Genomic DNA, 21,515 nt, shown 5'->3' on the forward strand with positions numbered 1-21,515 from the left:
ATGCGCCGTCTCGTTCCGCTTGTCCTCGCCTGCCTGCTCGGCGTGCCCTTCGCCGCACGGGCCAGATCCCTCACCCTGTATTCGCGACTCGATTATGCGCCCGCCGTCGCCCGCGCCTTCACCGCGAAAACCGGCATCGCCGTGCGCATCCGCCGCCCGCCGCCACGGGTCTTGCCGACCGGATCGCGCGCGAGGGCGCCCGCCCGCGCTGGGCGCTCGCCTGGTTCACCGGCACGCCGACCGCCATCGCCCTCGATGCGCGGGGGCTGCTGGCGCGGCATCTGCCCGTGCCGGCCGGGCTGTCGCCGCGCGCCGCCGCCCTCATCCCGCCGGATGGCAGCGCGATCCCGACCGGGCTCGAACTCGGCGGCGTGCTGCTGATGCCGAAATCGGCCCCCTTCACCGCCCCGGCGCACTGGCGGGGCCTGCTCGCCCCCTCCCGCCGCGGCCTCACCGGCATGGCCGATCCGGGCATGGACGATGCCGCCTGGGGCGGCCTCGCCAGCCTGCTCGCCGCCGAGGGCTGGCCGGCGGGGCGCGGCTTCGTCACGGCACTCCGGGGCGCCGGGTTGCATATCTACGCGTCCACCGCCGACACCGTCGCGGCCCTGCGCAGCGGCGCCATCCAGCTCGCCCTTGTCCGCTCGGCCGTCGCCTTTCACATCGCCTCACGCGTCGATCCCTCGCTCGACGCCGTCATTCCCGCCCCCGCCGTGCTGATGCCGAGCCTGATCGCGATGCCGCAGCATCTCGATCAGGCCCTGCGCCAGGCGGCCATGGCGTTCATCGCCTTTGCCTGCTCGCCCGCCGGCCAGCGCGCGGCGCTCGCGGCCGACGACATGGACTCGTCATTCTGGCCGGTGAACGCGGCGGTGTCGCCGCCGCCGGGCCTGCCCAACCTCGCCGGCCTCGCCCCGCGCGATCCGCACGCCATCGCCGCCAACCCGCTGCCGGCGATCGCCTGGTTCGCGCGCGAGATGGTCGGCTCCGGGCTCTGAGCCGGCGCGACCGCGCCCGGGGGTCTTGCATCGGTCCCGACCGCAAGCGATAAACGCTTAACCAATGGTGCCGGGTTCGGCCATACAAGCGGAGGACACATGAGCGAGCAGAAAGTCGGGCTCGAAATCGCCAACGGCGTCGCCGTCATCTCGATCGACAATCCCCCGGTTAACGCGCTCGGTCATGCCGTGCGGGCCGGGCTGGTCGAGCAGCTCGCGGCAGCGGAGGCGGATGCGTCGGTCCGGGTCATCGTGCTCGCCTGCAAGGGGCGCACCTTCTCCGCCGGCGCCGACATCACCGAATTCGGCAAGCCGCCGCGCGCGCCGGGCCTGCACGAGGTGATCGAGCGGTTCGACAATTGCCGCAAGCCGGTCATCGCCGCCCTGTTCGGCACCACGCTCGGCGGCGGACTGGAACTGGCACTCGGCTGCCATTATCGCGTCGCCGTCGAGTCCGCGCGGATGGGCCTGCCTGAAGTCAAGCTCGGCCTGCTGCCAGGGGCTGGCGGCACGCAGCGCCTGCCGCGGCTGATCGGGCCGGAAAAGGCGGTGGCAGCCATCGTCTCCGGGAAAATGATCGGCGCCAAGGCCGCGCTGGCCGATGGGCTGATCGATGCGATCGTCGCCGAGCCGGTGCAGGGCGCGATCGACTTCGCCCATACGATCGACCCGACCCGGCTGATCCGCGTGCGCGACCGGAGCGACAGGATTGCCGCCGCCAAGGCCGACCCGTCCGCCTTCGAGGCCGCCGCCGCCGAGGCGACGAAGCGGCTCAAGGGTGTCGAGGCGCCGGCGGCCTGCGTCGAGGCCGTTCGCAATTCCTTCACCCTGCCCTTCGACGAAGGTGCGAAGGCCGAGCAGCAGGCGTTCATGCGCCTCGTCGTCGGCGACCAGTCGCGCGCCCAGCGGCATGTCTTCTTCGCCGAGCGCGAGGCGCAGAAGATTCCCGGCATCGGCCCCGAGGTGAAGGGTGCAAAAATCGGCCGCGCCGTCGTCATCGGCGGCGGCACGATGGGCGGCGGCATCGCGATGAATTTCGCCAATGCGGGCATCCCGGTCACCATCGTCGAGACCGACGAGGCGGCACTGTCCCGCGGGCTCGACCGCGTGCGCAGCACCTACGACGTCTCGGTCCAGCGCGGCGCGCTGCCGGCGGGCACCACCGAGAAACGCATGGCCCTGTTCTCCGGCAGCACCGGCTGGGGCGTGATCGCCGAGGCCGATATCGTGATCGAGGCGGTGTTCGAGGAACTCGGGCTCAAGAAGGAGGTCTTCGCCCGGCTCGATGGCATCGCCCGGCAAGGCGCACTGCTCGCGACCAACACCTCGACGCTGGATGTCGACGCCATCGCCGCCGCAACGAAGCGGCCGGGCGACGTTCTCGGCATGCATTTCTTCTCGCCGGCCAATGTGATGAAGCTGCTGGAGATCGTGCGCGGCAAGGACAGTTCGGCGCAGTCGATCGCCACCGCCATCGCGGTGGGCAAGACGCTGGGCAAGGTGCCGGTCGTCGTCGGCAATTGCGATGGCTTCGTCGGCAACCGCATGCTGGCGCGCCGCACCATCGAGTGCGAGCGGCTGATGCTGGAAGGTGCGCTGCCGCAGCAGGTCGATGCCGTGGTCAAGGCGTTCGGCTTCCCGATGGGCCCGTTCGCCATGGGCGATCTGGCCGGGCTCGATGTCGGCTGGCGGATCCGCAAGCATCGCGGCGCCACAGCACCGGTGTCGGACGCGCTGTGCGAGATGGGCCGCTTCGGCCAGAAGACCGGCCGCGGCTACTACATCTACGAAAACGGCAGTCGCGTGCCGACGCCCGACCCCGAGGTCGAGGCGCTGATCAAGGACAAGGCGACAGCGCTCGGCATCACCCGGCGCGCGATTTCCGACCAGGAAATTCTCGAACGCATGACCTACCCGATGATCAACGAGGCGGCCCGCATCCTCGAGGAAGGCATCGCCATCCGCCCGTCCGATGTGGATGTCGTCTGGGTCTATGGGTATGGCTGGCCGGTCTGGCGCGGCGGGCCGTGCTTCCATGCCGACCTCGTCGGGCTGAAGGACATCGCCGCCCGGCTTGAGCACTACGCCCAGGCGGTAGGCGACGAGACGCTCGCCCCCTGCGCCCTGCTGCGCCGCCTCGCGGCGGCAGGCCAGGGCTTCGCGGATTTCGCCCAGGACGCGAAAGCTGCGTCATGAGCGCCCGGCCGTTCCCCTGGGAGCGGAATTATCCGCCCGGTCTCGGCTGGGATATCGACATCCCGGCCGAGACGATCCCGGCCATGATCGCGCGCAGCATCGCCGAAAACGCCGCCCGGCCCGCGCTGGAATACCGCGATCGTGAAACCGGCTTCGCCGAACTCGGCGCCGCCATCGGCGAGGTGGCCGCCGGGCTCGCCTCGCTCGGCCACACGAAGGGCGAGCGCATCGCGCTCTATCTGCCGAACGTGCCGGCGCACCCGTTCTGCTTCTATGGCGCGCTGACGGCGGGGCTCGTGGTCGCGCATCTCTCGCCGCTGGATGCCGAGCGCGAACTTGCCCACAAGCTGCACGATTCCGGCGCGCGCACGCTGGTGACGACCAATCTCGGCGCGATGCTCGGCATGGCGCTGAAACTGCTCGATGCCGGCCATGTCGAACGCGTCGTCGTCGCCGATGACGCGGCGTTCGGCGAAATTCCCGGCATGGCGCATCCGCCGATCCCGACCGGCGATGCCCGGGTGATGACGCTCGATGCGTTGCGCGTGCGCGGGCGCGACTTCCGCTTCGCGCCGCCATCCATCGCGCCGGACGATCTCGCGCTGCTGCAATATACCGGCGGCACCACCGGCCTGCCCAAGGGGGCGATGCACACGCACGCGACGCTGCGGGCGGCGGTCGCGATCTATGCCACCTTCTTCGATGGCCAGAACCGCTTCCCGCCGGGGCAGCAATTCCGCGCGATCTGCGTGCTGCCGCTGTTCCATATCTACGCGCTGGTGGTGCTCTGCCTGTTGCAGCTCTCGCGCGGATCGACGCTGCTGCTGCGGCTGAAATTCGACGCCGAGACCACGCTGCGCGACATCGAGGTCAAGAAGGCGAGCTATTTTCCGGGCGTGCCGACGATGTGGATCGCGCTCGCCAACGTGCCGGATCTCGACCGGCGGGACCTGTCGTCGCTCCGCCTGGTCGGCTCGGGCGGCGCGCCGCTGCCGGTGGAGATCGGGCAGCGCTTCGAGCGGCTGACGGGCATGCGCCTCGGCGGCGGCTGGGGCATGACCGAAACCGCCTCCGCCGGCACCGGCAACCTGCTCGACGGGCTGTTCAAGTTCGGCTCCGCCGGCATGCCCTGCCCGGCATCAAGCTCGACGTCGTCGCCCTCGACGATCCTTCCCGCGTGCTGCCCTATGGCGAAACCGGCGAAATCCGCATCAAGTCGCCCAACACCTTCATCGGCTACTGGCAGAACCCCGAGGAAACCACACGAAGTTTCGTGGACGGCCATTTCCTGACCGGCGATGTCGGCTATATCGACGAGGACGGCATGCTCTTCCTTGTCGACCGCAAGAAGGACATGATCCTCTCGGGCGGCTTCAACGTCTACCCGACCGTGATCGAGAGCGCGATCTACGAACACCCCGACGTCGCCGAGGTCATCGTCGTCGGCGTGCCGGACGACTATCGCGGCCAGTCGGCCAAGGCCTTCATAACGCTGAAACCAGGCGCTGCGGAATTCACGATCGAGTCGCTGCGCGACTTCCTCGCCGACAAGCTCGGCAAGCACGAATTGCCCGCCGCCCTCGAATTCCGCGAGACCCTGCCGAAAACATCGGTCGGCAAGTTCTCGCGCAAGGAACTCGCGGCGGAGGAGCGCGCGCGGCACGCGGCCGCCCGGGTTTCCGGCGGCGCGGCGCCATGAGGCCGGCCCCCATCGCCGCCGCCCCGCGCGGGCGGGCAGAGACCAGCACCGGCAACCGCAACCCGGCTGCCGGCCGTATCAGGAACAACTGAGGAGAGCGCCATGGAACTCAGCTTTTCGCCCGAGGAAATCGCGTTCCGCGACGAGGTGCGCGCCTTCATCCGCGACAACCTGCCCGGGATGTGCGCAAGCGCCTGATCGAGGGACGCGAGATCGGCAAGCAGGACATCATCGACTGGCAGCGCAAGCTGAACGCGAAAGGCTGGGCGGTGCCGCACTGGCCGCGCGCCTGGGGCGGGCAGGACTGGAGCCCGGTGCAGGAGTTCATCCTGCTCGACGAGTTGCAGTCGGCCCCCGCACCGAGCCCGCTGCCCTTCAACGTGTCCATGGTCGGCCCGGTGATCGCGACCTTCGGCAATGAGGAGCAGAAGCGGAAGTTCCTGCCCGCAACTGCCAATCTCGACATCTGGTGGTGCCAGGGCTTCTCCGAGCCGGGTGCTGGGTCCGACCTCGCCGGTCTCAAGACCACGGCCCGCCGCGAGGGCGATCACTACATCATCAACGGCCAGAAGACCTGGACGACCCTTGCGCAATACGCCGACTGGATCTTCGTCCTCGCCCGCACCAATCCGGGGGCGGAGAAGAAACAGCAAGGCATTTCCTTCATCCTTGTCGACATGAAGACGCCGGGCATCACCGTCCGCCCGATCCAGCTGATCGATGGCGGGCACGAGGTCAACGAGGTCTGGTTCGACGAGGTGAAGGTGCCGGCGGAAAACCTCGTGGGCGAGGAAAACAAGGGCTGGGACTATGCGAAGTTCCTGCTCGGCAACGAGCGGACCGGCATCGCCCGCGTCGGCGCCTCGAAGCAGCGCCTGCGGCGCATTCGCGAACTCGCCGCGATCGAGCGCGCCGGGGATGCGAAACTGATCGACGCGCCCTGGTTCCGCGAGAAGCTCGCGGATGTCGAGATCGATCTCAAGGCGCTGGAAATCACCCAGCTCCGCGTGCTCGCCGAGGCGCGCAAATCGGGCAAGCATGGCCGGCCGGACCCGAAATCCTCGATCCTCAAGATCAAGGGCTCGGAAATCCAGCAGGCGACGACCGAGCTTCTGCTCGACGTCGTCGGCCCGCTCGCCATGCCGTTCCAGGGCTCGACCGATCCGGATGACGATGGCAACGCCATGCCGATCGGGCCGGACGACGCGGCCGAGGCGGCACCCACCTATTTCAACTGGCGGAAGATCTCGATCTATGGCGGCTCGAACGAGATCCAGCGCAACATCATCGCCAAGGCGATCCTGGGGTTCTGAGGACAAGACAATGGATTTCGATTTCACCGAAGAACAGCGCCTGCTTCGCGACAGTGTCGGCAAGCTCTTTGCCAGCCGCTACGCCGATTTCGAAAAGCGCAAGGCCTACGCGAAACTTGCCGAGGGGTTCGACCGCGCGGTCTGGGCCGAATATGCCGAGGCCGGGCTGCTTGCCCTGCCCTTCGACGAGGCGCAGGGCGGCTTCGGCGGCGGGCCGGTCGAGACCATGATCGTCATGGAGGAGATCGCAAGGCGCTGGCCATCGAACCCTATCTCGCCGCGGTCGTCTTCGCCGGCGCAGCACTGCGCCACGGCGCCGGCGCTGCGGTCAAGGACGACGTGATTCCGAAACTCGCGGCCGGCGAGACGATCGTCGCCGTCGCCCATACCGAGCGCAGTTCGCGCCACGACCTCGAAGACGTGACCACCACCGCGAAGCGCGACGGCGATCACTTCATCCTCGAAGGCGAGAAGTCGGTGGTCCTCGGCGGCGACACGGCGGACTGGCTGATCGTCAGCGCCCGCCTCTCCGGCAGCCGGCGCGACCGCGACGGGATCGGCCTGTTCCTGGTGGATGCGAAGGCCGAAGGCGTCTCCCGCCGCGGCTATCCGATGCAGGACCTGCTGCGCGGCGCGGAAATCTCGCTCGCCAGCGTGCGGGTTCCGGCGGCGCAGCAGATCGGCGATCTCGCGGTGCTGGAACGCGCGCGCGACGAGACGATCGCCGCCCTCTGCGCCGAGGCCGTTGGCGCGATGGAGGCGCTCGTCGCGCTGACTGTCGACTACATGAAGCAGCGCAAGCAGTTCGGGGTGGCGATTTCGGTGTTCCAGGCGCTGCAGCACCGCGCGGTGGACATGTATGTGGCGCTGGAACAGGCGCGCAGCCTCGCCATCTTCGCCGCGCTTTCGGCTGCGGATGACGATGAAGCGGCGCGCGGCAAGGCGATGGCGCTGGCCAAGGCCGGGGTGGGCAAGGCGTTGCACTTCGTCGGCCAGCAGGCGATCCAGCTGCATGGCGGCATCGCGATGACGATGGAATACAAGGCCGGCCACTACTTCAAGCGGCTGACCATGATCGACGCGATGTTCGGCAACGCCGATCACCATCGTCGCCGCCTCGCGGCCTGACAAGCCTAACCAGCGCTGGGCTAAACCGGCGCTGGGCCGATCCGGCGTCGGTTCAGCCGTCGAGGCCGAGAGCACGCAGCCGCGCGGCCTCCTCGTCCCAGCCCGGACGTTCCTTGACGTTGAGGAACAGGTGCACCCGCCGCTCGAGCTGGCGTTCGAGATCCCGCCGCGCCCGCGAACCGATCGCCTTGATGCGCGCCCCGCCATCGCCGAGCACGATCTTCTTGTGGCCGGCGCGCGCGACATAGATCGTCACGTCGATCCGCACCGAACCGTCTTTGCGTTCGCTGAAACTCTCGGTCTCGACCGAGGCGCCATAGGGCACCTCATCGCGCAGCTGGAGGAAGATCTGCTCGCGCACCAGCTCGGCGGCGAGCATCCGCTCGGTCTGGTCGGTCAGCTCGTCCTCGGGGTAGAGATGCGGGCCTTCCGGCATCGCCGCGGCCAGCGCGTCGAGCAGGCGATCGACGCCGTCGCGCTTCAGCGCGCTGATCATGAACACCTCGGCGAAGCCGCCCTGCCGCGCCAGGGTTTCGGCCAGCGGCAGCAGCGTCTCGCGCGGCAGCAGGTCGATCTTGTTGAGAATCAGCCAGCGCGGCCGCCCGGTCGCGGCCAGCGCCTCGATCGGCTCGGCCAGATCGTCCGGGTCCGCCTTCGCGGCATCGACGATCAGGCAGGCGAGATCGGCGCCGGCGACGCCCTCCCACGCCGCCGCCACCATCGCGCGGTCGAGCCGCCGCTTCGGCGCGAAAATACCCGGCGTGTCGACCAGCACGATCTGGTCGCCGCCGCGCATGACGATGCCCGAAATGCGGAACCGCGTGGTCTGCGCCTTGGGTGTGACGATCGACACCTTGGCGCCGACCGCCTGATTGAGCAGGGTGGACTTGCCGGCATTCGGCCGTCCGAGAAGGGCGACGTAGCCGCAGCGGGTTGTCATTGCAGTTGCTCCAGCAGGTCGCGCGCGGCGTTCTGCTCCGCCTCGCGCTTGGTTCCGGCGAGCCCCTCGGCCGAGCGGCCGGCGACCGTCACGCGGATGCGAAAGCGCGGCGCGTGCGAGGGGCCGGTCCGCTCCACCAGCTCATAGGAGGGCAGAACCGGCCCGCGCGCGAGCGCATATTCCTGCAGCGCGGTCTTGGGGTCCTTGGGTGGCGCGCTCGGCTGGCCATCGATCCGGGGTGCGAAGATGCGGCGGATGAACAGGCGCGCCGGCCCCAGCCCGCCATCGAGATAAAGCGCACCGATCAGCGCCTCCAGCGCATCGGCCAGCACGGTCGCGCGGTTGCGCACCCCGCGCCGGCTTTCCCCCGGCGAAACCGAGAGCAGCCCGGCGACCCCGCCGGTCTCGGCGATCTCCGCCAGCGACTGGCGGGAGACGAGATGCGCCAGCCGCGGCCCCAGCCCGCCCTCGCGCTCATGCGGAAACCGCTCGATCAGCCATTCCGCGATCAGCAGGCCCAGCACACGATCGCCGATGAATTCGAGCCGTTCGTTCGAGGCGAGACCGCCCTGCCCGACCGCGGAGCGATGGGTCAGGGCCTGGGCGAGCAGGTCAGGTCGCGCGAAGCGATGCCCGAGCAGCGCTTCCGCCGCCTCGCTCAATGGATGACCGTGAACAGCCGGTCCCAGCGGATGTCGACCGGCCAGTACCAGAACTCCCACCACGGATGGTCGAGCCGGATGGAAAACCAGATGATCCGCGCCCGGCCGACGAAATTCGCCAGCGGCACGTAGCCGACGGCATCGAGATAGCGCGAATCCTCGGAGAAATCGCGGTTGTCGCCCATCATGAACAGATGATCGGCCGGCACGTGATAGACCGGCGTGTTGTTGGCGAAGCCCTGGCTGGTCTCCTTGGCGATCAGGTGGGTGACGCCATCCGGCAGGTGCTCGCGATAGAGCCGCACGCTGACAGGCACGCCCTCGCCGGAGTCGAGCGGGGTCTCGATATAGGTGCCAGCCGGCGTGCGGGGCACCTCGTGACCATTGATATAGAGCTGCCCGTCGGTCACCTGCACGGTGTCGCCAGGCTCGCCGATCACCCGCTTGATGTAGTCGATCGCCGGATCGCGCGGCAGGGCGAACACCGCGATCTGCCCCTGTTTCGGCAGCGAGCCGAAGATCCGCCCCTTGAAATCCGGCTCGCCGAAGGGGAACGACCAGCGCGAATAGCCGTAGTTCCACTTGGTCACCAGCACGAAATCGCCCGGCAGCAGCGTCGGCGTCAGGCTGCCGGAGGGGATGAAGAACGGCTCGAACAGGAAGGAGCGGATGAACACCGCGATCACGACGACATAGACGAGCGTGACAACCCACTCCCTGATCGAGCCTGCGACCGTATCCTTCGTCTGCGCCATGTCCAACCGTTCTGAAATGTTCCGCCCGCTTCAACCGTGCGGGGGGCGGGAAGTCAAGGAACCGGTCCTGACAGCGGCGTGAACGCTCCGCACGACCTCGCGATTTGCCACGGCACAGTCCGCGATTGTATGGCTCTGGGGATGCCAACAGACCGGACTCCCGCAGCCATGAAGCGCCGACTTTTGTGCCTGACATTCGCCCTTCTTTCCACGACGTCCCTTGCCGCCGGACACGCGGCCCCGCGGCCGAAGGGCGCAGCACACCACCCGGCCGCCGCCGCGGCCCCGCAACAGGATGCCGGCCCCCCGCCGGTCGCGCCGCTCGCCATCCCGGGTGTGCCGATGCCGCCCACCCTGCCGCAGCAGGGGGCCTATGTGCTGATGGATGCCGAGACCGGCGCGGTGATCGCCGCGAAGGCGCCCGATCAGCCCTGGCCGCCCGCCAGCCTGACCAAGCTGATGACCGCCTATCTCACCTACCAGGCTGTGGCCCGCGGCGCGCTGAAGATGGACCAGACGGTGCCGGTCAGCACCACCGCCTGGCACACCGGCGGTTCGCGCATGTTCATCTCGCCGGGCATGGCGGTGACGGTGGACCAGTTGCTGCACGGGCTCATCATCGATTCCGGCAACGATGCCGCGGTGGCGCTCGCCCAGGCGGTGGCCGGCAGCCGCGGCGGGTTCGTCGGCCTGATGAACCACGAGGCCAAGGCGCTCGGCCTGAAGGCGACGCACTATACGAATGTCGATGGCCTGCCCGATCCGGATCTGCGCACATCGGCGATGGATGTCGCGACCCTGTCGCGCGACATCGTCCGCACCTATCCGCAATTCCTCAAGATTTCGGTCAGGAAGCACTTCACCTTCGACAAGATCCGCCAGCGCAGCTGGAACCCGGTGCTGTTTCACGACCCGACGGTGGACGGGCTGAAGACCGGCCGCACCAACGAGGCCGGCCACTGCATCGACGCCACCGCCCTGCGCAACGGCCGGCGGCTGATTGCCGTGGTGCTCGGCGGCCCCAGCTGGTCGGTCAGCACGCACGACATCGAATCACTGCTCGATTACGGCTATCAGTTCTACACCAACGCCACGATCGCGACCGTCGACAAGCCGGCGGCAACGCTGAAGGCGCCGCTCTATCGCACCACCAGCGTCGCGGTCGGCCCCGCGCGCAGCGTGTCGATGACGCTGCCGGTGCTGGCGGCGAAAACGCTGAAAACCAGCGTAGCACTCGATCCACCGCCGGCGGGAGGCGTGCATCGCGGGCAGCGGGTCGGCACCATCACCGTCAGCGCCGGGGGCAAGACCCTCGCGACCGTGCCGGCGATAGCCCTTGCCGACGATCCGCGGGCCAGTTTCATGACCCGGATGATGCGGCGGCTGAAGGCCGCGCTGTAGCCTTGCGCTCCGGTCTCGCGGCCGGAGCCGCCCCTTTGCGACCGTGAAGCGCGAATCGGCCGGCGGCGGGTTGCAAAATCCGGTGCCGCTTGCCATTATGCGGCCGAAGATTGGTCGAAAGCCGGTCGCAATCGGGTGGATTGCCGGAGAACAGTCCGGCGGTCGCGCCCGTTTTTCGTTGTAAACGCTGTTCGCTGTATCCTGGACAGCCCACCCTGGAGAGACTGCATGTCCGGCACCCAGCTTGCCAAGATCCGGAATATCGGCATCACCGCCCATATCGACGCGGGCAAGACCACGACCACCGAGCGCATCCTCTATTACACGGGCGTGTCGCACAAGATCGGCGAAGTCCACGACGGCAACACCACGACCGACTACATGGCGCAGGAGCGCGAGCGCGGCATCACCATCACCTCCGCCGCCGTGACCTGCGAGTGGAAAGACCACCGCATCAACATCATCGACACGCCCGGCCATATCGACTTCAACATCGAGGTGAACCGCTCGCTGCGCGTGCTTGACGGCGCGGTGTTCATCATCGAGGGCGTGGCCGGCGTGCAGCCGCAGTCGGAAACCAACTGGCGCCTCGCCGACCGCTACAACGTTCCCCGCATCATTTTCATCAACAAGCTGGACCGCACCGGCGCCGATTTCTATCGCGCGTTCGACACGCTGAAGGAGAAGCTGGACATCGTCGCACTGCCCCTGCAGCTGCCGATCGGCATCGAGGACCAGTTCGTCGGCGTGGTCGACCTCGTCGAGATGAAGGCGATCGTCTGGGAAGGCGGCGAACTCGGCGCGAAGTTCCATGACGAGGAAATCCCGGCCGATATGCTGGAGAAGGCCAAGGAATACCGCCAGAACCTGCTCGACACCGCCCTCGCGGTCGACGACGCCGGCATGGAGGAATATTTCGAGAAGGGCGATGTCGGCATCGAGACCCTGAAGCGCGCGATCAAGACCGGCACGATCTCGGGCGCGTTCCGCCCGGTGCTCTGCGGCACCGCCTTCAAGAACAAGGGCGTGCAGCCGCTGCTCGACGGCGTGCTCGACTATCTGCCGAGCCCGATCGATATCGAGGGCATCAAGGTCGCCCCGCCGGAAGGCGAGGAGGAAGACCCCTCGGCCGATCGTCGCGTGATCCCGGCCAATCCGGACGCGCCCTTCGCCGGCCTCGCCTTCAAGATCATCAACGACAAATACGGCACGCTGACCTTCGTCCGCGTCTATGCCGGCACGCTGCGCTCGGGTGACACGGTGGTCAACACCACCAAGGGCCACAAGGAGCGCGTCGGCCGCATGTTCCAGATGCACGCGGACAAGCGCGAGGAAATCAAGGAAGTGCAGGCCGGCGACATCGCCGCCTTTGTCGGCCTGAAGGACACCGGCACCGGCGACACCCTGGCCTCCTCGGAAGACCCGGTGGTGCTGGAGCGCATGGCCTTCCCGGTCCCGGTCATCGACATCTCGGTCGAGCCCAAGACCAAGGACGCCGTCGAAAAGATGACGCTGGCGCTGCAGAAGCTCGCCGGCGAAGACCCCTCGCTGCGCCTCAAGACGGACCAGGAAACCGGCCAGACCATCCTGTCCGGCATGGGCGAGCTGCATCTCGACATCATCATCGACCGTCTGCGCCGCGAATACGGCGTCGAGGCCAATGTCGGCGCGCCGCAGGTGGCCTATCGCGAAACCATCACCCGCGAGCACACCGAAACCTACACCCACAAGAAGCAGTCGGGCGGTTCGGGCCAGTTCGCCGAAGTCAAGATCGTGTTCCAGCCGCTGGAACGGAACGAGGGCATCCTGTTCGACAACCAGGTCGTCGGCGGCACCGTGCCGAAGGAATATATCCCGGCGGTCGAAAAGGGCATCCGCGTCCAGGCCGATACCGGCGTCCTCGCCGGCTTCCCGACCGTGGACTTCAAATACACCCTGGTCGACGGCAAGTACCACGACGTCGACTCCTCGGCGCTCGCCTTCGAAATCGCCGCCAAGGCCTGTTTCCGCGAGGGCATGAAGAAGGCGAACCCCGTCATTCTCGAGCCGATCATGGATGTCGAGATCACCACCCCGCAGGACCATGTCGGCGACGTGGTGGGCGACCTCAACCGTCGCCGCGGCATGATCCAGAACCAGGAAAGCTCGGGGTCCACCGTGATCGTCCGCGCCCAGGTGCCGCTGAAGGAAATGTTCGGCTACATCTCGAACCTGCGCTCGATGACCAAGGGCCGCGCCTCCTTCACCATGCAGTTCCACCACTACGATCCGGTGCCGCGCAACATCGCGGAAGAAATCATGGCCAAGAGCGCCTGATCCACCGCCTCTGAACACGGCGACGACCATGCGAGGCGACCGCGACAATGCGGCCGCCTCCCCGATCGGCGCCGGTTCAGACCGGCCGGTTCAGACCGATCGCGAAACGCCTTCCAAACGCGGACGACCTCGTCGTCCGCGTTTTTGTTGTCTTCATCGCAAGTCGATAAATCGCCCGAAACGGGGCGCGGCGTCAGCCGGAATTGCGGGCCGTGATCAGGTGAATGGTCGCCGGCAGCCTTGCATCCGGGCCGGCATAGGTGGGCAGCGCGTCGCGAAACGCCGCAATCAGCGCCGCGCGCGCCGCCGGATCGGCCTGTTTTTCGTCGATCAGCGCGCCCGCCGGGCCCATCGTGGCCGCCATTTCGGCCTCATCGTCGAGGGTGTTGCCATACAATTCCACCCCGTCCGCCTCGACCGCGATATCCGCGAACCCCGCCGCCGCCAGCACGGCGCGCACATGCGCGGGATCGGAGAAGGCCAGCGGTCCCGGCGCGTGCGGCCGGCGCGGCTTCGGCGGGCCAAGCCGCTCGATGGCAATGCCGAGCGGCACCGACCAGTGGGGATTGTCCTCGATCGGCGCCCAGGCGGCGCAGACGAGGCGGCCGCCCGGCGCGAGCGCGCGCCGCAGATTGGCGAACGCCGCCGCCGGATCCTCGAAGAACATGACCCCGAAACGCGAGGTGACGAGGTCGAACGGCGCGGCAAAGGTCGCGAACGCCGCATCCGCCTCCATCAGCGTCACCTGCGCGCGGCCAGCGAGCCGGGCGCGCGCCGCCTCCAGCATCGGGCGGGACACATCGACGGCGGTGACATGCCCGCCCTCGCCCACCAGCCCGGCGAGCCGCGCCGTGGTCGTCCCCGTGCCGCAGCCGATCTCCAGAACCCGCTCGCCAGGGCGGGGGGCTGCGCGCTCAAGCAGCCGGTCCTCGATCCCGATCAGCCGCGCTTCCATCGCCGCCTGGACGCGAATCCATTTCGGCCCGGCGACCTCGTTCCAGTAGGCGATCTGCCGTTCGTTGCCGCCGGCAGCCCCCTCCGCGCTCACGCCGCCGCCGTCCGGCGCGGCTTCGGCATGAATTTCAGCGCGAGCCGCACCAGCATCGGCATCGTGGTCGGCCGCAGCAGCCGCTGATCGTAGCCGGCGAACCGCCGGTCGTTCTCCTCAAGGCAGATGCGCATCAGCTCGGGCACCGAGATTTCCTCGGCACTGACCGACTTGCTGCCGGTGACCGTGAAATTGTTGTCCTGCGCCTTGGGCTTGCCCTTGCCGCCATCGTCCATGCCGCGGGCAATGCCGATCCGCTCCCAGCCGAGAAACGCCCACACCGCCGCAACCCGCAGCTCGAACCAGATCCGCCGGTGCAGCGGCAGCTTCGCGCGGTGCCAGGCGACCCAGTTGGCGAAGAGCAGGATATGCCGGCACTCCTCCTGCATCACCGGCTCGAAGGTTTCCACCAGCTCCGCCGGGAAGAAGCCCGAGCGCTTGGCCAGTTCGAACAGGCCGAAGGCGAAGAAACTGTCGACGCATTCCGAATAGCCGGTCACCATATAGGCCCATTCCGGGTCCTTCGGCTGGCGGTATTCCGGCTCCGGCTCCAGCGGAATGTCATAGGCCTCGACCAGCTTGGAGAGCACCTCCTTGTGCCGGTTCTCCTCCCAGCCGTTCAGCTCGATCGTCTTGCTCATGTCCGGATCGGCGATGATCCGCGCATAGGCCGCCATCCGCAGCCGCGCCTTGCCCTCGGTCTGCACCGCGATGTCCCAGATCGGCAGCGAGGTGATCTTGTTCAGCGTCTCCGCGTCGAGCTTCGGCCACTCGATGACCGAGGGCTTGTAGGGGTTGAAGGTTTCGTGGAACATCGCGCAGACGGCGCGCTTGTGGGTTTCCGAGCCCGGCCTCAGCGGTCCGGGATCGGGGCTGACCCAGTGGCGGGCGGCCTTGTCGGCGGCCTCGATGGTGGCGGCATCAACGGTCATGGCAGTGGCGTTCATCGACCTTCATCCTTGTCCTCTGTCGGCAATATCGGTGCCGGCGAGACGATTTTAACCCCGCCCGAAACCGGTTCAACCGGGCGCCGAACTCTGTTACCCTGCCGGTATGGAAACGCACCACCCCCTCACCGAAAATCCCGATCTCGGCCTGATCAAGTCGCTCGACATCCGGGGCACGCCGCATGGTCCGCTCGCCGGGCTCGACGTCGTCGTCAAGGACCTGTTCGACATCGCGGGCGAGGTGACCGCCTTCGGCAACCCCGACTGGGGGCGGCATTTCGGCCCCGCCCTCTCGCATGCCTGGATCGTCGCGCAGCTTCTCGAAGCCGGCGCCCGCATCACCGGCAAGACGACGACGGTCGAACTCGCCTTCGGCCTCGAAGGCCGCAACGCCCATTACGGCACGCCGCTCAACCCCGCAGCGCCAGACCGGCTGCCCGGCGGCTCCTCCAGCGGTTCCGCGGCGATGATCGCGGGCGGCCACGCCCATGTCGGCATCGGCTCGGATACCGGCGGCTCGGTGCGTATCCCCGCCAGCTATTGCGGCCTGTACGGGCTGCGCCCGAGCCAGGGGCTGCTCAGCCTCGCCGGCGCGGCGGCCCTTGCCCCGAGTTTCGACACGCCTGGCTGGTTCGCCCGCGATGCGGAGACCATGCTCCGCGTCGGCGAGGCGCTGCTGCCGCCCGCCCCGCCGCTGGCGCCCCAGTTCCTCAGGATTCCAGCGGCCTTTGCCAATGCCGATCCCGCGGTTTCCGCCGCCCTCGCGCCCGCGCTCGACAGGCTCGGCCCGGTCGCCGACATCGACCCGGTGCCGGAGGGGCTCGACCGTCTGCTATCCCTGCAAAACGCCGTGCGCGGGCGCGAAACCTGGCTGACGCTCGGCGGCTTCATCGACAAGGTCAAGCCGACGCTCGACCCGGTGACCGCGGGCCGGATCGCGGCGACGCGGAGTTTCACCGCCGAAGCCGCGGCCGAGGGCAAGGCCGCGCGCCTTGCCTACACGGCGCGGATGCACGCCTTGCTGGCCGGCGGCGCGGTGCTGGTGATCCCCACCTCGCCCTGCCCGGCCCCGCCGGTCGCGGCGGCGCAGGCGGTCTATGAAGATGTCCGCACGCGCACGCTGCGCGTCGGCATCATCGCCGCCTTCGCCGGCCTGCCGGAACTCACCATTCCGGTGGGCAGGGTGGATGGCGCGCCGGTCGGCCTGTCGCTCATCGCCGGGCCCGGGCGCGATCTCGCCCTGCTCGAACTCGCCGCCGACCTCGCGCTCGCCTGAGCGCGCGGCCGGGACACGAGTTCAGAAAATCTCTTCGTAGATCCTGACGATCTCGGCAGCATCCGGCACCGCAGGATTGTTGCCGGGGCTGCCGGAGGCGAGCGCCTGCTCCGCCATTTTCGGCAGCAGCGCGTCCCAGTCGGCGCGGGCCACGCCGAAGCCCTGCGGTGTGGGCACTTCAAGCTCGGCATTGATCGCCGCCAGCGCCTCGATCAGCCTGGCGCCGGCCAGCTGGTCGGCATCATCGGCGCGGGCGAACCCGGCGAGGCGGGCCGATTCCGCATAGCGCGGCAGCGCCGCGTTGAGCGAGTAGCGCGTCACCGCCGGCAGCAGCATCGCGTTCGACATGCCGTGCGGCACGTGGAAATGCGCCCCGATCGGCCGCGACATGCCATGCACCAGCGCCACCGAGGCGTTGGAGAAGGCAAGCCCGGCGAGGGTTGCGCCCAGCATCATCGCCTCGCGCGCCTCGCGGTCCTGGGGCGTCTGCCACACCTTGCGCAGATTGGCACCGATCAGCCGCATCGCGCTGCGCGCATAGGCGTCGGAAACCGGGTTCGCCCGCCGCGAAACATAAGCCTCCAGCGCATGGGTGAAGGCATCGATCCCGGTGTCGGCGGTGGTGCGCGGCGGCACGCTCATGGTCAGCTCGTAATCGACCACCGCCGCCAGCGGCAGCGCCCCGAGCCCGGCGATCAGCATCTTCTCGTCGGTTTGCGTATCGGTGATCACGGTGAAGCGTGTCGCTTCCGAGCCGGTCCCGGCGGTGGTCGGCACCGCGATCAGCGGCAGCGCCGCCGTATCCGCGGCGACGGGCACCTTGAAATCGCGCATCCGCGCGCCCGGTTCCGCCGCGAGCAGGATGTTGATCGCCTTCGCCGTGTCGATCGGCGAGCCGCCGCCGAAGCCGATCAGACAGTCGAACGCACCGCCGCGCGCGGCCGCGACGCCGGCTTCCACCACCGTATCCACCGGCTCCGGCACGGTGTCGCTGAAGATCGCGCAGACGATCCCGGCCGCTTCCAGCGGATCGGTGATGCGGCGGACCAGGCCGAGCTTCACCATGACCGGGTCGGTGACGATCAACGGCCGCGACAGGCCGAGGCGGCCGAGCATCGCCGCAATTCGCACCACCGCCCCGCCGCCGATATCCATGTGCCGCGGCGCGAAAAATCCAATGTCCATATCTCGTTCCCCCACAGGCGATCCGGCCCGGCCGGATGAAGACAATCTACATTGCGCCCGGCGCCGCCGCCTCGTCGAGTTCCGCGGCCAGCGCGGTCCGCCAGCCCTCATCCTCCGGCGCGCAGAGAATGGGCGCGGCATTGGCGGTGCGGCCATCCAGGCTCATGCCGAGCAGCCCGCGCACCGCCCGGAAGAAGGCGCCATGCGAGACCAGCAGCAGCGGCCCCGGCCGCGCCAGAACGCGGCGCAGCGCGGTGCCGGCGCGGGCGGTGATGTCGGCAAAGCTCTCGGCGCCCGGCGGGGTCATCCGCCCGTCGATCCAGTCATCGAACCAGGGGTCGAGCGGCTTGCCCTCCATGCCGCCGAATACCACCTCGCGCAGGTCGGGCTCGAAGGCGAGCGGCAGGCCGAGCGTCTCGTTGACGATTTCGGCCGTCTCCCGCGCCCGCTGCATCGGCGAGGCGACGATGCCGACGATCCCGCGCCCGAGCAGCAGCGGCGCCGCCGCGCGGGCCTGCGCCCGGCCGGTCTCGTTCAGCGGAATGTCGATCGCCCCCTGCGACAGGCCCCGCGCGTTGTAGTCGGTCTGACCGTGGCGGAGAAACCAGAACGGCGCGCGCGGCAGCGTCATCAGGAGAGCCGCTCCTGCTCCATCGCCCGCGCCACCGCCGGGCGCGCCTTCATCCGCGCGTAATGCGCCGCGACATGCGCCGGCAGCGGCACGGTCTGCCGTCCCTCCGCCCAAAACGAAACATAGAACAGCGCCGCATCGGCGATCGAGAAGCTGCCAAGCAGCCAGTCCCGCCCATCGGTGAGCACCTTGTCGATCAGGTCGAACCCTTCGGCGAAAATCTTCCGCCCCTGCTCGCGCACCGTCTCCTTGTCCTCCGGGTTCGGCGCGAAACGGTCCGGGCGGAAGATGCGGGTGAAACCCTGCGGGTGCATCCAGCCATTGATATAGGCAACCAGCTCGTTGCAGCGCGCCGCCTCCACCGGCGAGGCCGGCACCAGCCGCGCGTCCGGGTTGGTGGCGGCCAGGTAATGGGCGATGGCGATCCACTCGGTCAGCACCGCGCCATCGTCGAGCACCACCGCCGGCACCTTCGCCTTCGGGTTGATCGCCCTGAATTCGTCGCTGAATTGCTGCCCCTCGCGCAGGTTCACCAGCACGCCCTCGTGCGGCAGGCCAAGCTCCTCGAGCAGGACATGAATCCCGAGCGAGCAGGCGCCGGGTGTGTAGAACAGTTTCATGCGTTTCCTCCGGTTTCGCGGCCGGTCAGTCGAACAGCGAGCTGACGGACGTCTCATCCGAGATGCGGCGCATCGCCTCGGCAAGCAAGGGGGCGATGGTCAGCACGCGCAGATTCGCCGGCGGATTGCGCGCGGGATCGAGATGGATGCTGTCGGTGATGGCCAGCGTCTCGATCGGGCTGGCGCCGATCCGCTCCAGCGCCTTGCCCGACAACACGCCATGGCTGACATAGGCCGAAGCCGAGGCCGCGCCGTGGCGGATCAGCGCCTCGGCCGCGTTGCAGAGCGAGCCGCCGGAATCGACGATGTCGTCGATCATGATGCAGTGCCGGCCCTCGACATCGCCGATCACGTTCATCACCTCCGAAACGCCGGCGCGCGGGCGGCGCTTGTCGATGATCGCGAAATCGCAGGCAAGCCGGCTCGCCGTGGCGCGGGCACGGGCGACGCCGCCGGCATCCGGCGACACCACCATGATGTCGCGCCCGGCGAACCGCTCCTGGATATCGCGCGCGAACAGCGGCGCGCCGTAGAGATTGTCCACCGGAATGTCGAAGAAACCCTGGATCTGCCCGGCATGCAGGTCGAGCGTGAGCACCCGGTTCGCCCCCGCCTCGGTAATGATGTTGGCGACCAGCTTGGCCGAAATCGGCGTGCGCGGGCCGGTCTTGCGGTCCTGCCTGGCGTAGCCGAAATACGGGATCACCGCAGTGACCCGCCGCGCCGAGCCGCGCCGCAGCGCATCGAGCGTGATCAGCAGCTCCATCAGGTTGTCGTTCGCCGGAAAGCAGGTCGACTGGATGACGAACACGTCCTCGCCGCGGACATTCTCCTGGATCTCGACATGGATCTCCATATCGGCGAAGCGGCGGATGATGGCGGTGGTCAGCGGCAGGTGCAGCGCCTTGCTGACGGCATCCGCGAGCGGCAGGTTGGAGTTACACGCGACGATCTTCATGTGGCGGATCCTTGCGGCCGGAACAAGCGGCCCCGATGTCGAAGGAATTGGACCGGACGATCCGAGGCGCGTGTAGCAACCGCTCCCGCCCCTGTCCATGACGCGCGGGCAGTGCAGGCCATTGCGCGCATGGCACCGGGCGCACTATCCTGCGGCGCATGAGCCAGTCCCTGCCTCTGGATGCCGAAGCGGCGCGCGACGCCTGGCTGACCCGCGATGTCTGGCCACGGCGGATCTTCGCCTTTCTGGTCGACCTCGTGCTTCTCGCGGTCCTCAGCGTCGCCGTCTGGTGGTCGATCGTGGTGCTCGGCGTCGCCACACTCGGGCTCGGCTTCCTGCTGCTGCATTTCACCTGGGCGATCCCGCCACTCTATTATGTGCTCTGGCTTCGCTCCGCCGCCGCGGCAACACCGGGGCAGCGCCTGCTCGGCCTCACCCTCCGGCAGGACGATACGCTGGAGGGCGGCACGCCTTTGCCGCCGAGCTTCGCCCAGGCCCTGGCCTGGACCGTGCTGCTCGGCGTGTCCTTCATGGTGGGCATGCTGCCCTTCCTGCTGGTGCTGGTGACCCGGCGGCGCAGGGCCGGGCACGACCTGCTCTCGGGCCTGACGGTCGTGCATGCGGCCGCGCTCGGCCGCGCCCTCCCGCCGTGACCGTCACCAGCCGCCCGCCGCAATTCTTCTACGCCACGGCCCCCTTGCCCTGCCCCTATGTCGCCGGGCGGACCGAGCGGAAGGTCGTGACCGAACTCGCCGGCGCCGACGCCGACGCGCTGCACAACCGGCTCTCGCGCGGCGGCTTCCGCCGCAGCCACAACATAGCCTACGCCCCGGTCTGCCCCGGCTGCCGCTCCTGCGTCCCCATCCGCATCGTCAGCGGCCGGTTCCGGCCGAGCCGCACGCAGAAGCGGATCATCGCCGCGAATGAAGGCCTGCGCGCCTACGAAATGCCGCCCCGCGCCACCGCCGAGCAGTTCAAGCTGTTCCAGCGCTACCAGCAGGCCCGCCACGGCGACGGCGACATGGCGGGCATGAGCTTCTACGATTACCGCGCCATGGTCGAGGATACGCCGATCGAGAGCTGGCTGGTCGAGTTCCGGGACGAGGCCGATACGCTGGTCGGCGCCTGCCTGACCGACCGCCTCGCCGACGGGCTGTCCGCCGTCTACTCGTTCTTCGCCCCGGAGCTGGTCCGGCTATCCCTCGGCACGAGGTCCATCCTCTGGCTCGTCGAGCGCACGCGCGAGCTTGGCCTGCCTTACGTCTATCTCGGCTACTGGGTGCCGGAGAGCCCGAAAATGGCCTACAAGGCGCGCTTCCGCCCGGCCGAAATCCTGCTCGGCGGCACCTGGACGGACCTGACCGACGAACTCGCGGCGGCCGAAAGCCCTGCCGCCTGGCCCCTGCGCCTCGCCCCGGTGCGCCAGAGCGGCACCTGATCCG

21 protein-coding genes and 1 pseudogene are annotated in these 21,515 nt (G+C 68.5%); 12 read left to right on the forward strand and 10 right to left on the reverse strand.

Annotated features, from left to right (window positions below; all coding sequences use genetic code 11):
- Positions 1-92: 92 nt before the first annotated feature.
- Entirely contained in the window at positions 93-281 is a 189-nt protein-coding gene (locus tag ACIDOCELLA78_RS84035) for a hypothetical protein (protein WP_249675142.1), read from the reverse strand.
- Between ACIDOCELLA78_RS84035 and ACIDOCELLA78_RS84040 the strand changes: the two genes are divergently transcribed.
- The 7 genes and pseudogenes from ACIDOCELLA78_RS84040 (at position 246) to ACIDOCELLA78_RS84070 (ending at position 7,334) form a co-directional block, all read left to right on the forward strand.
- The gene (locus tag ACIDOCELLA78_RS84040) at positions 246-998 is read left to right on the forward strand and encodes an ABC transporter substrate-binding protein (RefSeq protein WP_249675137.1); all 753 of its coding nucleotides are present in this window, start codon (positions 246-248) and stop codon (positions 996-998) included. The two genes, ACIDOCELLA78_RS84035 and ACIDOCELLA78_RS84040, sit on opposite strands and share 36 nt — an antisense overlap.
- A 99-nt stretch (positions 999-1,097) precedes the next feature.
- Positions 1,098-3,194: a 3-hydroxyacyl-CoA dehydrogenase NAD-binding domain-containing protein gene (locus ACIDOCELLA78_RS84045; protein WP_201727898.1), complete on the forward strand. Its 2,097-nt coding sequence runs from the start codon at positions 1,098-1,100 to the stop codon at positions 3,192-3,194.
- Positions 3,191-4,486, forward strand: coding sequence for an AMP-binding protein (locus ACIDOCELLA78_RS84050; RefSeq protein WP_374223226.1), 1,296 nt, complete (start codon positions 3,191-3,193; stop codon positions 4,484-4,486). The genes ACIDOCELLA78_RS84045 and ACIDOCELLA78_RS84050 overlap by 4 nt, the downstream gene beginning before the upstream one ends.
- Positions 4,468-4,893 carry an AMP-binding enzyme gene (locus ACIDOCELLA78_RS84055; protein WP_374223227.1) on the forward strand — a complete coding sequence of 142 codons (426 nt, stop codon included), beginning with the start codon at positions 4,468-4,470 and terminating at the stop codon, positions 4,891-4,893. Before ACIDOCELLA78_RS84050 ends, ACIDOCELLA78_RS84055 begins: the two co-directional genes overlap by 19 nt.
- A gap of 102 nt (positions 4,894-4,995) precedes the next feature.
- Positions 4,996-6,206 (forward strand): annotated as a pseudogene (gene pimC / locus ACIDOCELLA78_RS84060) (pimeloyl-CoA dehydrogenase large subunit).
- Between the two features lie 10 nt (positions 6,207-6,216).
- Entirely contained in the window at positions 6,217-6,549 is a 333-nt protein-coding gene (locus tag ACIDOCELLA78_RS84065; protein WP_249675108.1) for an acyl-CoA dehydrogenase family protein, read from the forward strand.
- Positions 6,546-7,334, forward strand: a complete 789-nt coding sequence (locus ACIDOCELLA78_RS84070) for an acyl-CoA dehydrogenase family protein (RefSeq protein WP_249675119.1) — start codon at positions 6,546-6,548, stop codon at positions 7,332-7,334. The genes ACIDOCELLA78_RS84065 and ACIDOCELLA78_RS84070 overlap by 4 nt, the downstream gene beginning before the upstream one ends.
- Before the next feature lie 52 nt (positions 7,335-7,386).
- On the opposite strand, the gene era is transcribed toward ACIDOCELLA78_RS84070, so the two are convergent.
- The 3 genes from era to lepB are packed head-to-tail and all read right to left on the reverse strand — an operon-like array spanning position 7,387 to position 9,691.
- Positions 7,387-8,274: a GTPase Era gene (gene era, locus ACIDOCELLA78_RS84075; RefSeq protein WP_201727899.1), complete on the reverse strand. Its 888-nt coding sequence runs from the start codon at positions 8,272-8,274 to the stop codon at positions 7,387-7,389.
- The gene (gene rnc / locus ACIDOCELLA78_RS84080) at positions 8,271-8,936 is read right to left on the reverse strand and encodes a ribonuclease III (protein ID WP_201727900.1); all 666 of its coding nucleotides are present in this window, start codon (positions 8,934-8,936) and stop codon (positions 8,271-8,273) included. The genes era and rnc overlap by 4 nt, the downstream gene beginning before the upstream one ends.
- The gene (gene lepB, locus ACIDOCELLA78_RS84085; RefSeq protein ID WP_201727901.1) at positions 8,933-9,691 is read right to left on the reverse strand and encodes a signal peptidase I; all 759 of its coding nucleotides are present in this window, start codon (positions 9,689-9,691) and stop codon (positions 8,933-8,935) included. Before lepB ends, rnc begins: the two co-directional genes overlap by 4 nt.
- Before the next feature lie 168 nt (positions 9,692-9,859).
- On the opposite strand from lepB, the gene ACIDOCELLA78_RS84090 reads away from it, so the two are divergent.
- Entirely contained in the window at positions 9,860-11,092 is a 1,233-nt protein-coding gene (locus ACIDOCELLA78_RS84090) for a D-alanyl-D-alanine carboxypeptidase family protein (protein WP_249675121.1), read from the forward strand.
- 228 nt (positions 11,093-11,320) lie between these two features.
- Positions 11,321-13,408, forward strand: coding sequence for an elongation factor G (fusA, locus tag ACIDOCELLA78_RS84095; protein WP_201727903.1), 2,088 nt, complete (start codon positions 11,321-11,323; stop codon positions 13,406-13,408).
- Between the two features lie 193 nt (positions 13,409-13,601).
- On the opposite strand, the gene ACIDOCELLA78_RS84100 is transcribed toward fusA, so the two are convergent.
- Together ACIDOCELLA78_RS84100 and ACIDOCELLA78_RS84105 are read right to left on the reverse strand one after the other, a co-directional pair.
- The gene (locus tag ACIDOCELLA78_RS84100; RefSeq protein ID WP_201727904.1) at positions 13,602-14,456 is read right to left on the reverse strand and encodes a class I SAM-dependent methyltransferase; all 855 of its coding nucleotides are present in this window, start codon (positions 14,454-14,456) and stop codon (positions 13,602-13,604) included.
- On the reverse strand, positions 14,453-15,403 hold the full coding sequence (locus ACIDOCELLA78_RS84105) for a ferritin-like domain-containing protein (RefSeq protein WP_201727905.1): 951 nt from the start codon (positions 15,401-15,403) through the stop codon (positions 14,453-14,455). Before ACIDOCELLA78_RS84105 ends, ACIDOCELLA78_RS84100 begins: the two co-directional genes overlap by 4 nt.
- Before the next feature lie 106 nt (positions 15,404-15,509).
- On the opposite strand from ACIDOCELLA78_RS84105, the gene ACIDOCELLA78_RS84110 reads away from it, so the two are divergent.
- Positions 15,510-16,679 carry an amidase gene (locus ACIDOCELLA78_RS84110; RefSeq protein ID WP_201727906.1) on the forward strand — a complete coding sequence of 390 codons (1,170 nt, stop codon included), beginning with the start codon at positions 15,510-15,512 and terminating at the stop codon, positions 16,677-16,679.
- A gap of 21 nt (positions 16,680-16,700) precedes the next feature.
- On the opposite strand, the gene ACIDOCELLA78_RS84115 is transcribed toward ACIDOCELLA78_RS84110, so the two are convergent.
- From ACIDOCELLA78_RS84115 to ACIDOCELLA78_RS84130, 4 genes are read right to left on the reverse strand one after another with little or no spacing between them, the layout of a single operon-like run.
- Positions 16,701-17,864, reverse strand: a complete 1,164-nt coding sequence (locus ACIDOCELLA78_RS84115; protein ID WP_201727907.1) for an iron-containing alcohol dehydrogenase — start codon at positions 17,862-17,864, stop codon at positions 16,701-16,703.
- A gap of 46 nt (positions 17,865-17,910) precedes the next feature.
- Positions 17,911-18,495 carry a histidine phosphatase family protein gene (locus ACIDOCELLA78_RS84120; RefSeq protein WP_201727908.1) on the reverse strand — a complete coding sequence of 195 codons (585 nt, stop codon included), beginning with the start codon at positions 18,493-18,495 and terminating at the stop codon, positions 17,911-17,913.
- Positions 18,495-19,115 (reverse strand): glutathione S-transferase family protein, encoded by a 621-nt coding sequence (locus ACIDOCELLA78_RS84125; RefSeq protein ID WP_201727909.1) that lies wholly within the window; start codon positions 19,113-19,115, stop codon positions 18,495-18,497. Before ACIDOCELLA78_RS84125 ends, ACIDOCELLA78_RS84120 begins: the two co-directional genes overlap by 1 nt.
- A gap of 25 nt (positions 19,116-19,140) precedes the next feature.
- Complete coding sequence (locus ACIDOCELLA78_RS84130; protein WP_201727910.1) at positions 19,141-20,073, reverse strand: ribose-phosphate pyrophosphokinase; 933 nt, start codon at positions 20,071-20,073, stop codon at positions 19,141-19,143.
- Between the two features lie 158 nt (positions 20,074-20,231).
- On the opposite strand from ACIDOCELLA78_RS84130, the gene ACIDOCELLA78_RS84135 reads away from it, so the two are divergent.
- On the forward strand, positions 20,232-20,726 hold the full coding sequence (locus tag ACIDOCELLA78_RS84135) for an RDD family protein (protein ID WP_201727911.1): 495 nt from the start codon (positions 20,232-20,234) through the stop codon (positions 20,724-20,726).
- Positions 20,723-21,511, forward strand: coding sequence for an arginyltransferase (locus ACIDOCELLA78_RS84140; protein WP_201727912.1), 789 nt, complete (start codon positions 20,723-20,725; stop codon positions 21,509-21,511). The genes ACIDOCELLA78_RS84135 and ACIDOCELLA78_RS84140 overlap by 4 nt, the downstream gene beginning before the upstream one ends.
- Positions 21,512-21,515 lie beyond the last annotated feature (4 nt).

The sequence above is a fragment of the Acidocella sp. C78 genome (assembly GCF_907164655.1).

Excerpts from the sequence above, each read along its gene's own strand:
- ACIDOCELLA78_RS84045 (WP_201727898.1), top strand. The coding sequence starts at position 1,098 with ATGAGCGAGCAGAAAGTCGGGCTCGAAATCGCCAACGGCGTCGCCGTC.
- era (WP_201727899.1), bottom strand. The coding sequence starts at position 8,274 with ATGACAACCCGCTGCGGCTACGTCGCCCTTCTCGGACGGCCGAATGCC.
- ACIDOCELLA78_RS84105 (WP_201727905.1), bottom strand. The coding sequence starts at position 15,403 with ATGAACGCCACTGCCATGACCGTTGATGCCGCCACCATCGAGGCCGCC.
- ACIDOCELLA78_RS84115 (WP_201727907.1), bottom strand. The coding sequence starts at position 17,864 with ATGGACATTGGATTTTTCGCGCCGCGGCACATGGATATCGGCGGCGGG.
- lepB (WP_201727901.1), bottom strand. The coding sequence starts at position 9,691 with ATGGCGCAGACGAAGGATACGGTCGCAGGCTCGATCAGGGAGTGGGTT.
- ACIDOCELLA78_RS84110 (WP_201727906.1), top strand. The coding sequence starts at position 15,510 with ATGGAAACGCACCACCCCCTCACCGAAAATCCCGATCTCGGCCTGATC.
- ACIDOCELLA78_RS84050 (WP_374223226.1), top strand. The coding sequence starts at position 3,191 with ATGAGCGCCCGGCCGTTCCCCTGGGAGCGGAATTATCCGCCCGGTCTC.
- ACIDOCELLA78_RS84035 (WP_249675142.1), bottom strand. The coding sequence starts at position 281 with ATGCCGCGCCAGCAGCCCCCGCGCATCGAGGGCGATGGCGGTCGGCGT.
- ACIDOCELLA78_RS84125 (WP_201727909.1), bottom strand. The coding sequence starts at position 19,115 with ATGAAACTGTTCTACACACCCGGCGCCTGCTCGCTCGGGATTCATGTC.
- fusA (WP_201727903.1), top strand. The coding sequence starts at position 11,321 with ATGTCCGGCACCCAGCTTGCCAAGATCCGGAATATCGGCATCACCGCC.
- ACIDOCELLA78_RS84090 (WP_249675121.1), top strand. The coding sequence starts at position 9,860 with ATGAAGCGCCGACTTTTGTGCCTGACATTCGCCCTTCTTTCCACGACG.
- ACIDOCELLA78_RS84065 (WP_249675108.1), top strand. The coding sequence starts at position 6,217 with ATGGATTTCGATTTCACCGAAGAACAGCGCCTGCTTCGCGACAGTGTC.
- ACIDOCELLA78_RS84130 (WP_201727910.1), bottom strand. The coding sequence starts at position 20,073 with ATGAAGATCGTCGCGTGTAACTCCAACCTGCCGCTCGCGGATGCCGTC.
- ACIDOCELLA78_RS84120 (WP_201727908.1), bottom strand. The coding sequence starts at position 18,495 with ATGACGCTGCCGCGCGCGCCGTTCTGGTTTCTCCGCCACGGTCAGACC.
- ACIDOCELLA78_RS84135 (WP_201727911.1), top strand. The coding sequence starts at position 20,232 with ATGAGCCAGTCCCTGCCTCTGGATGCCGAAGCGGCGCGCGACGCCTGG.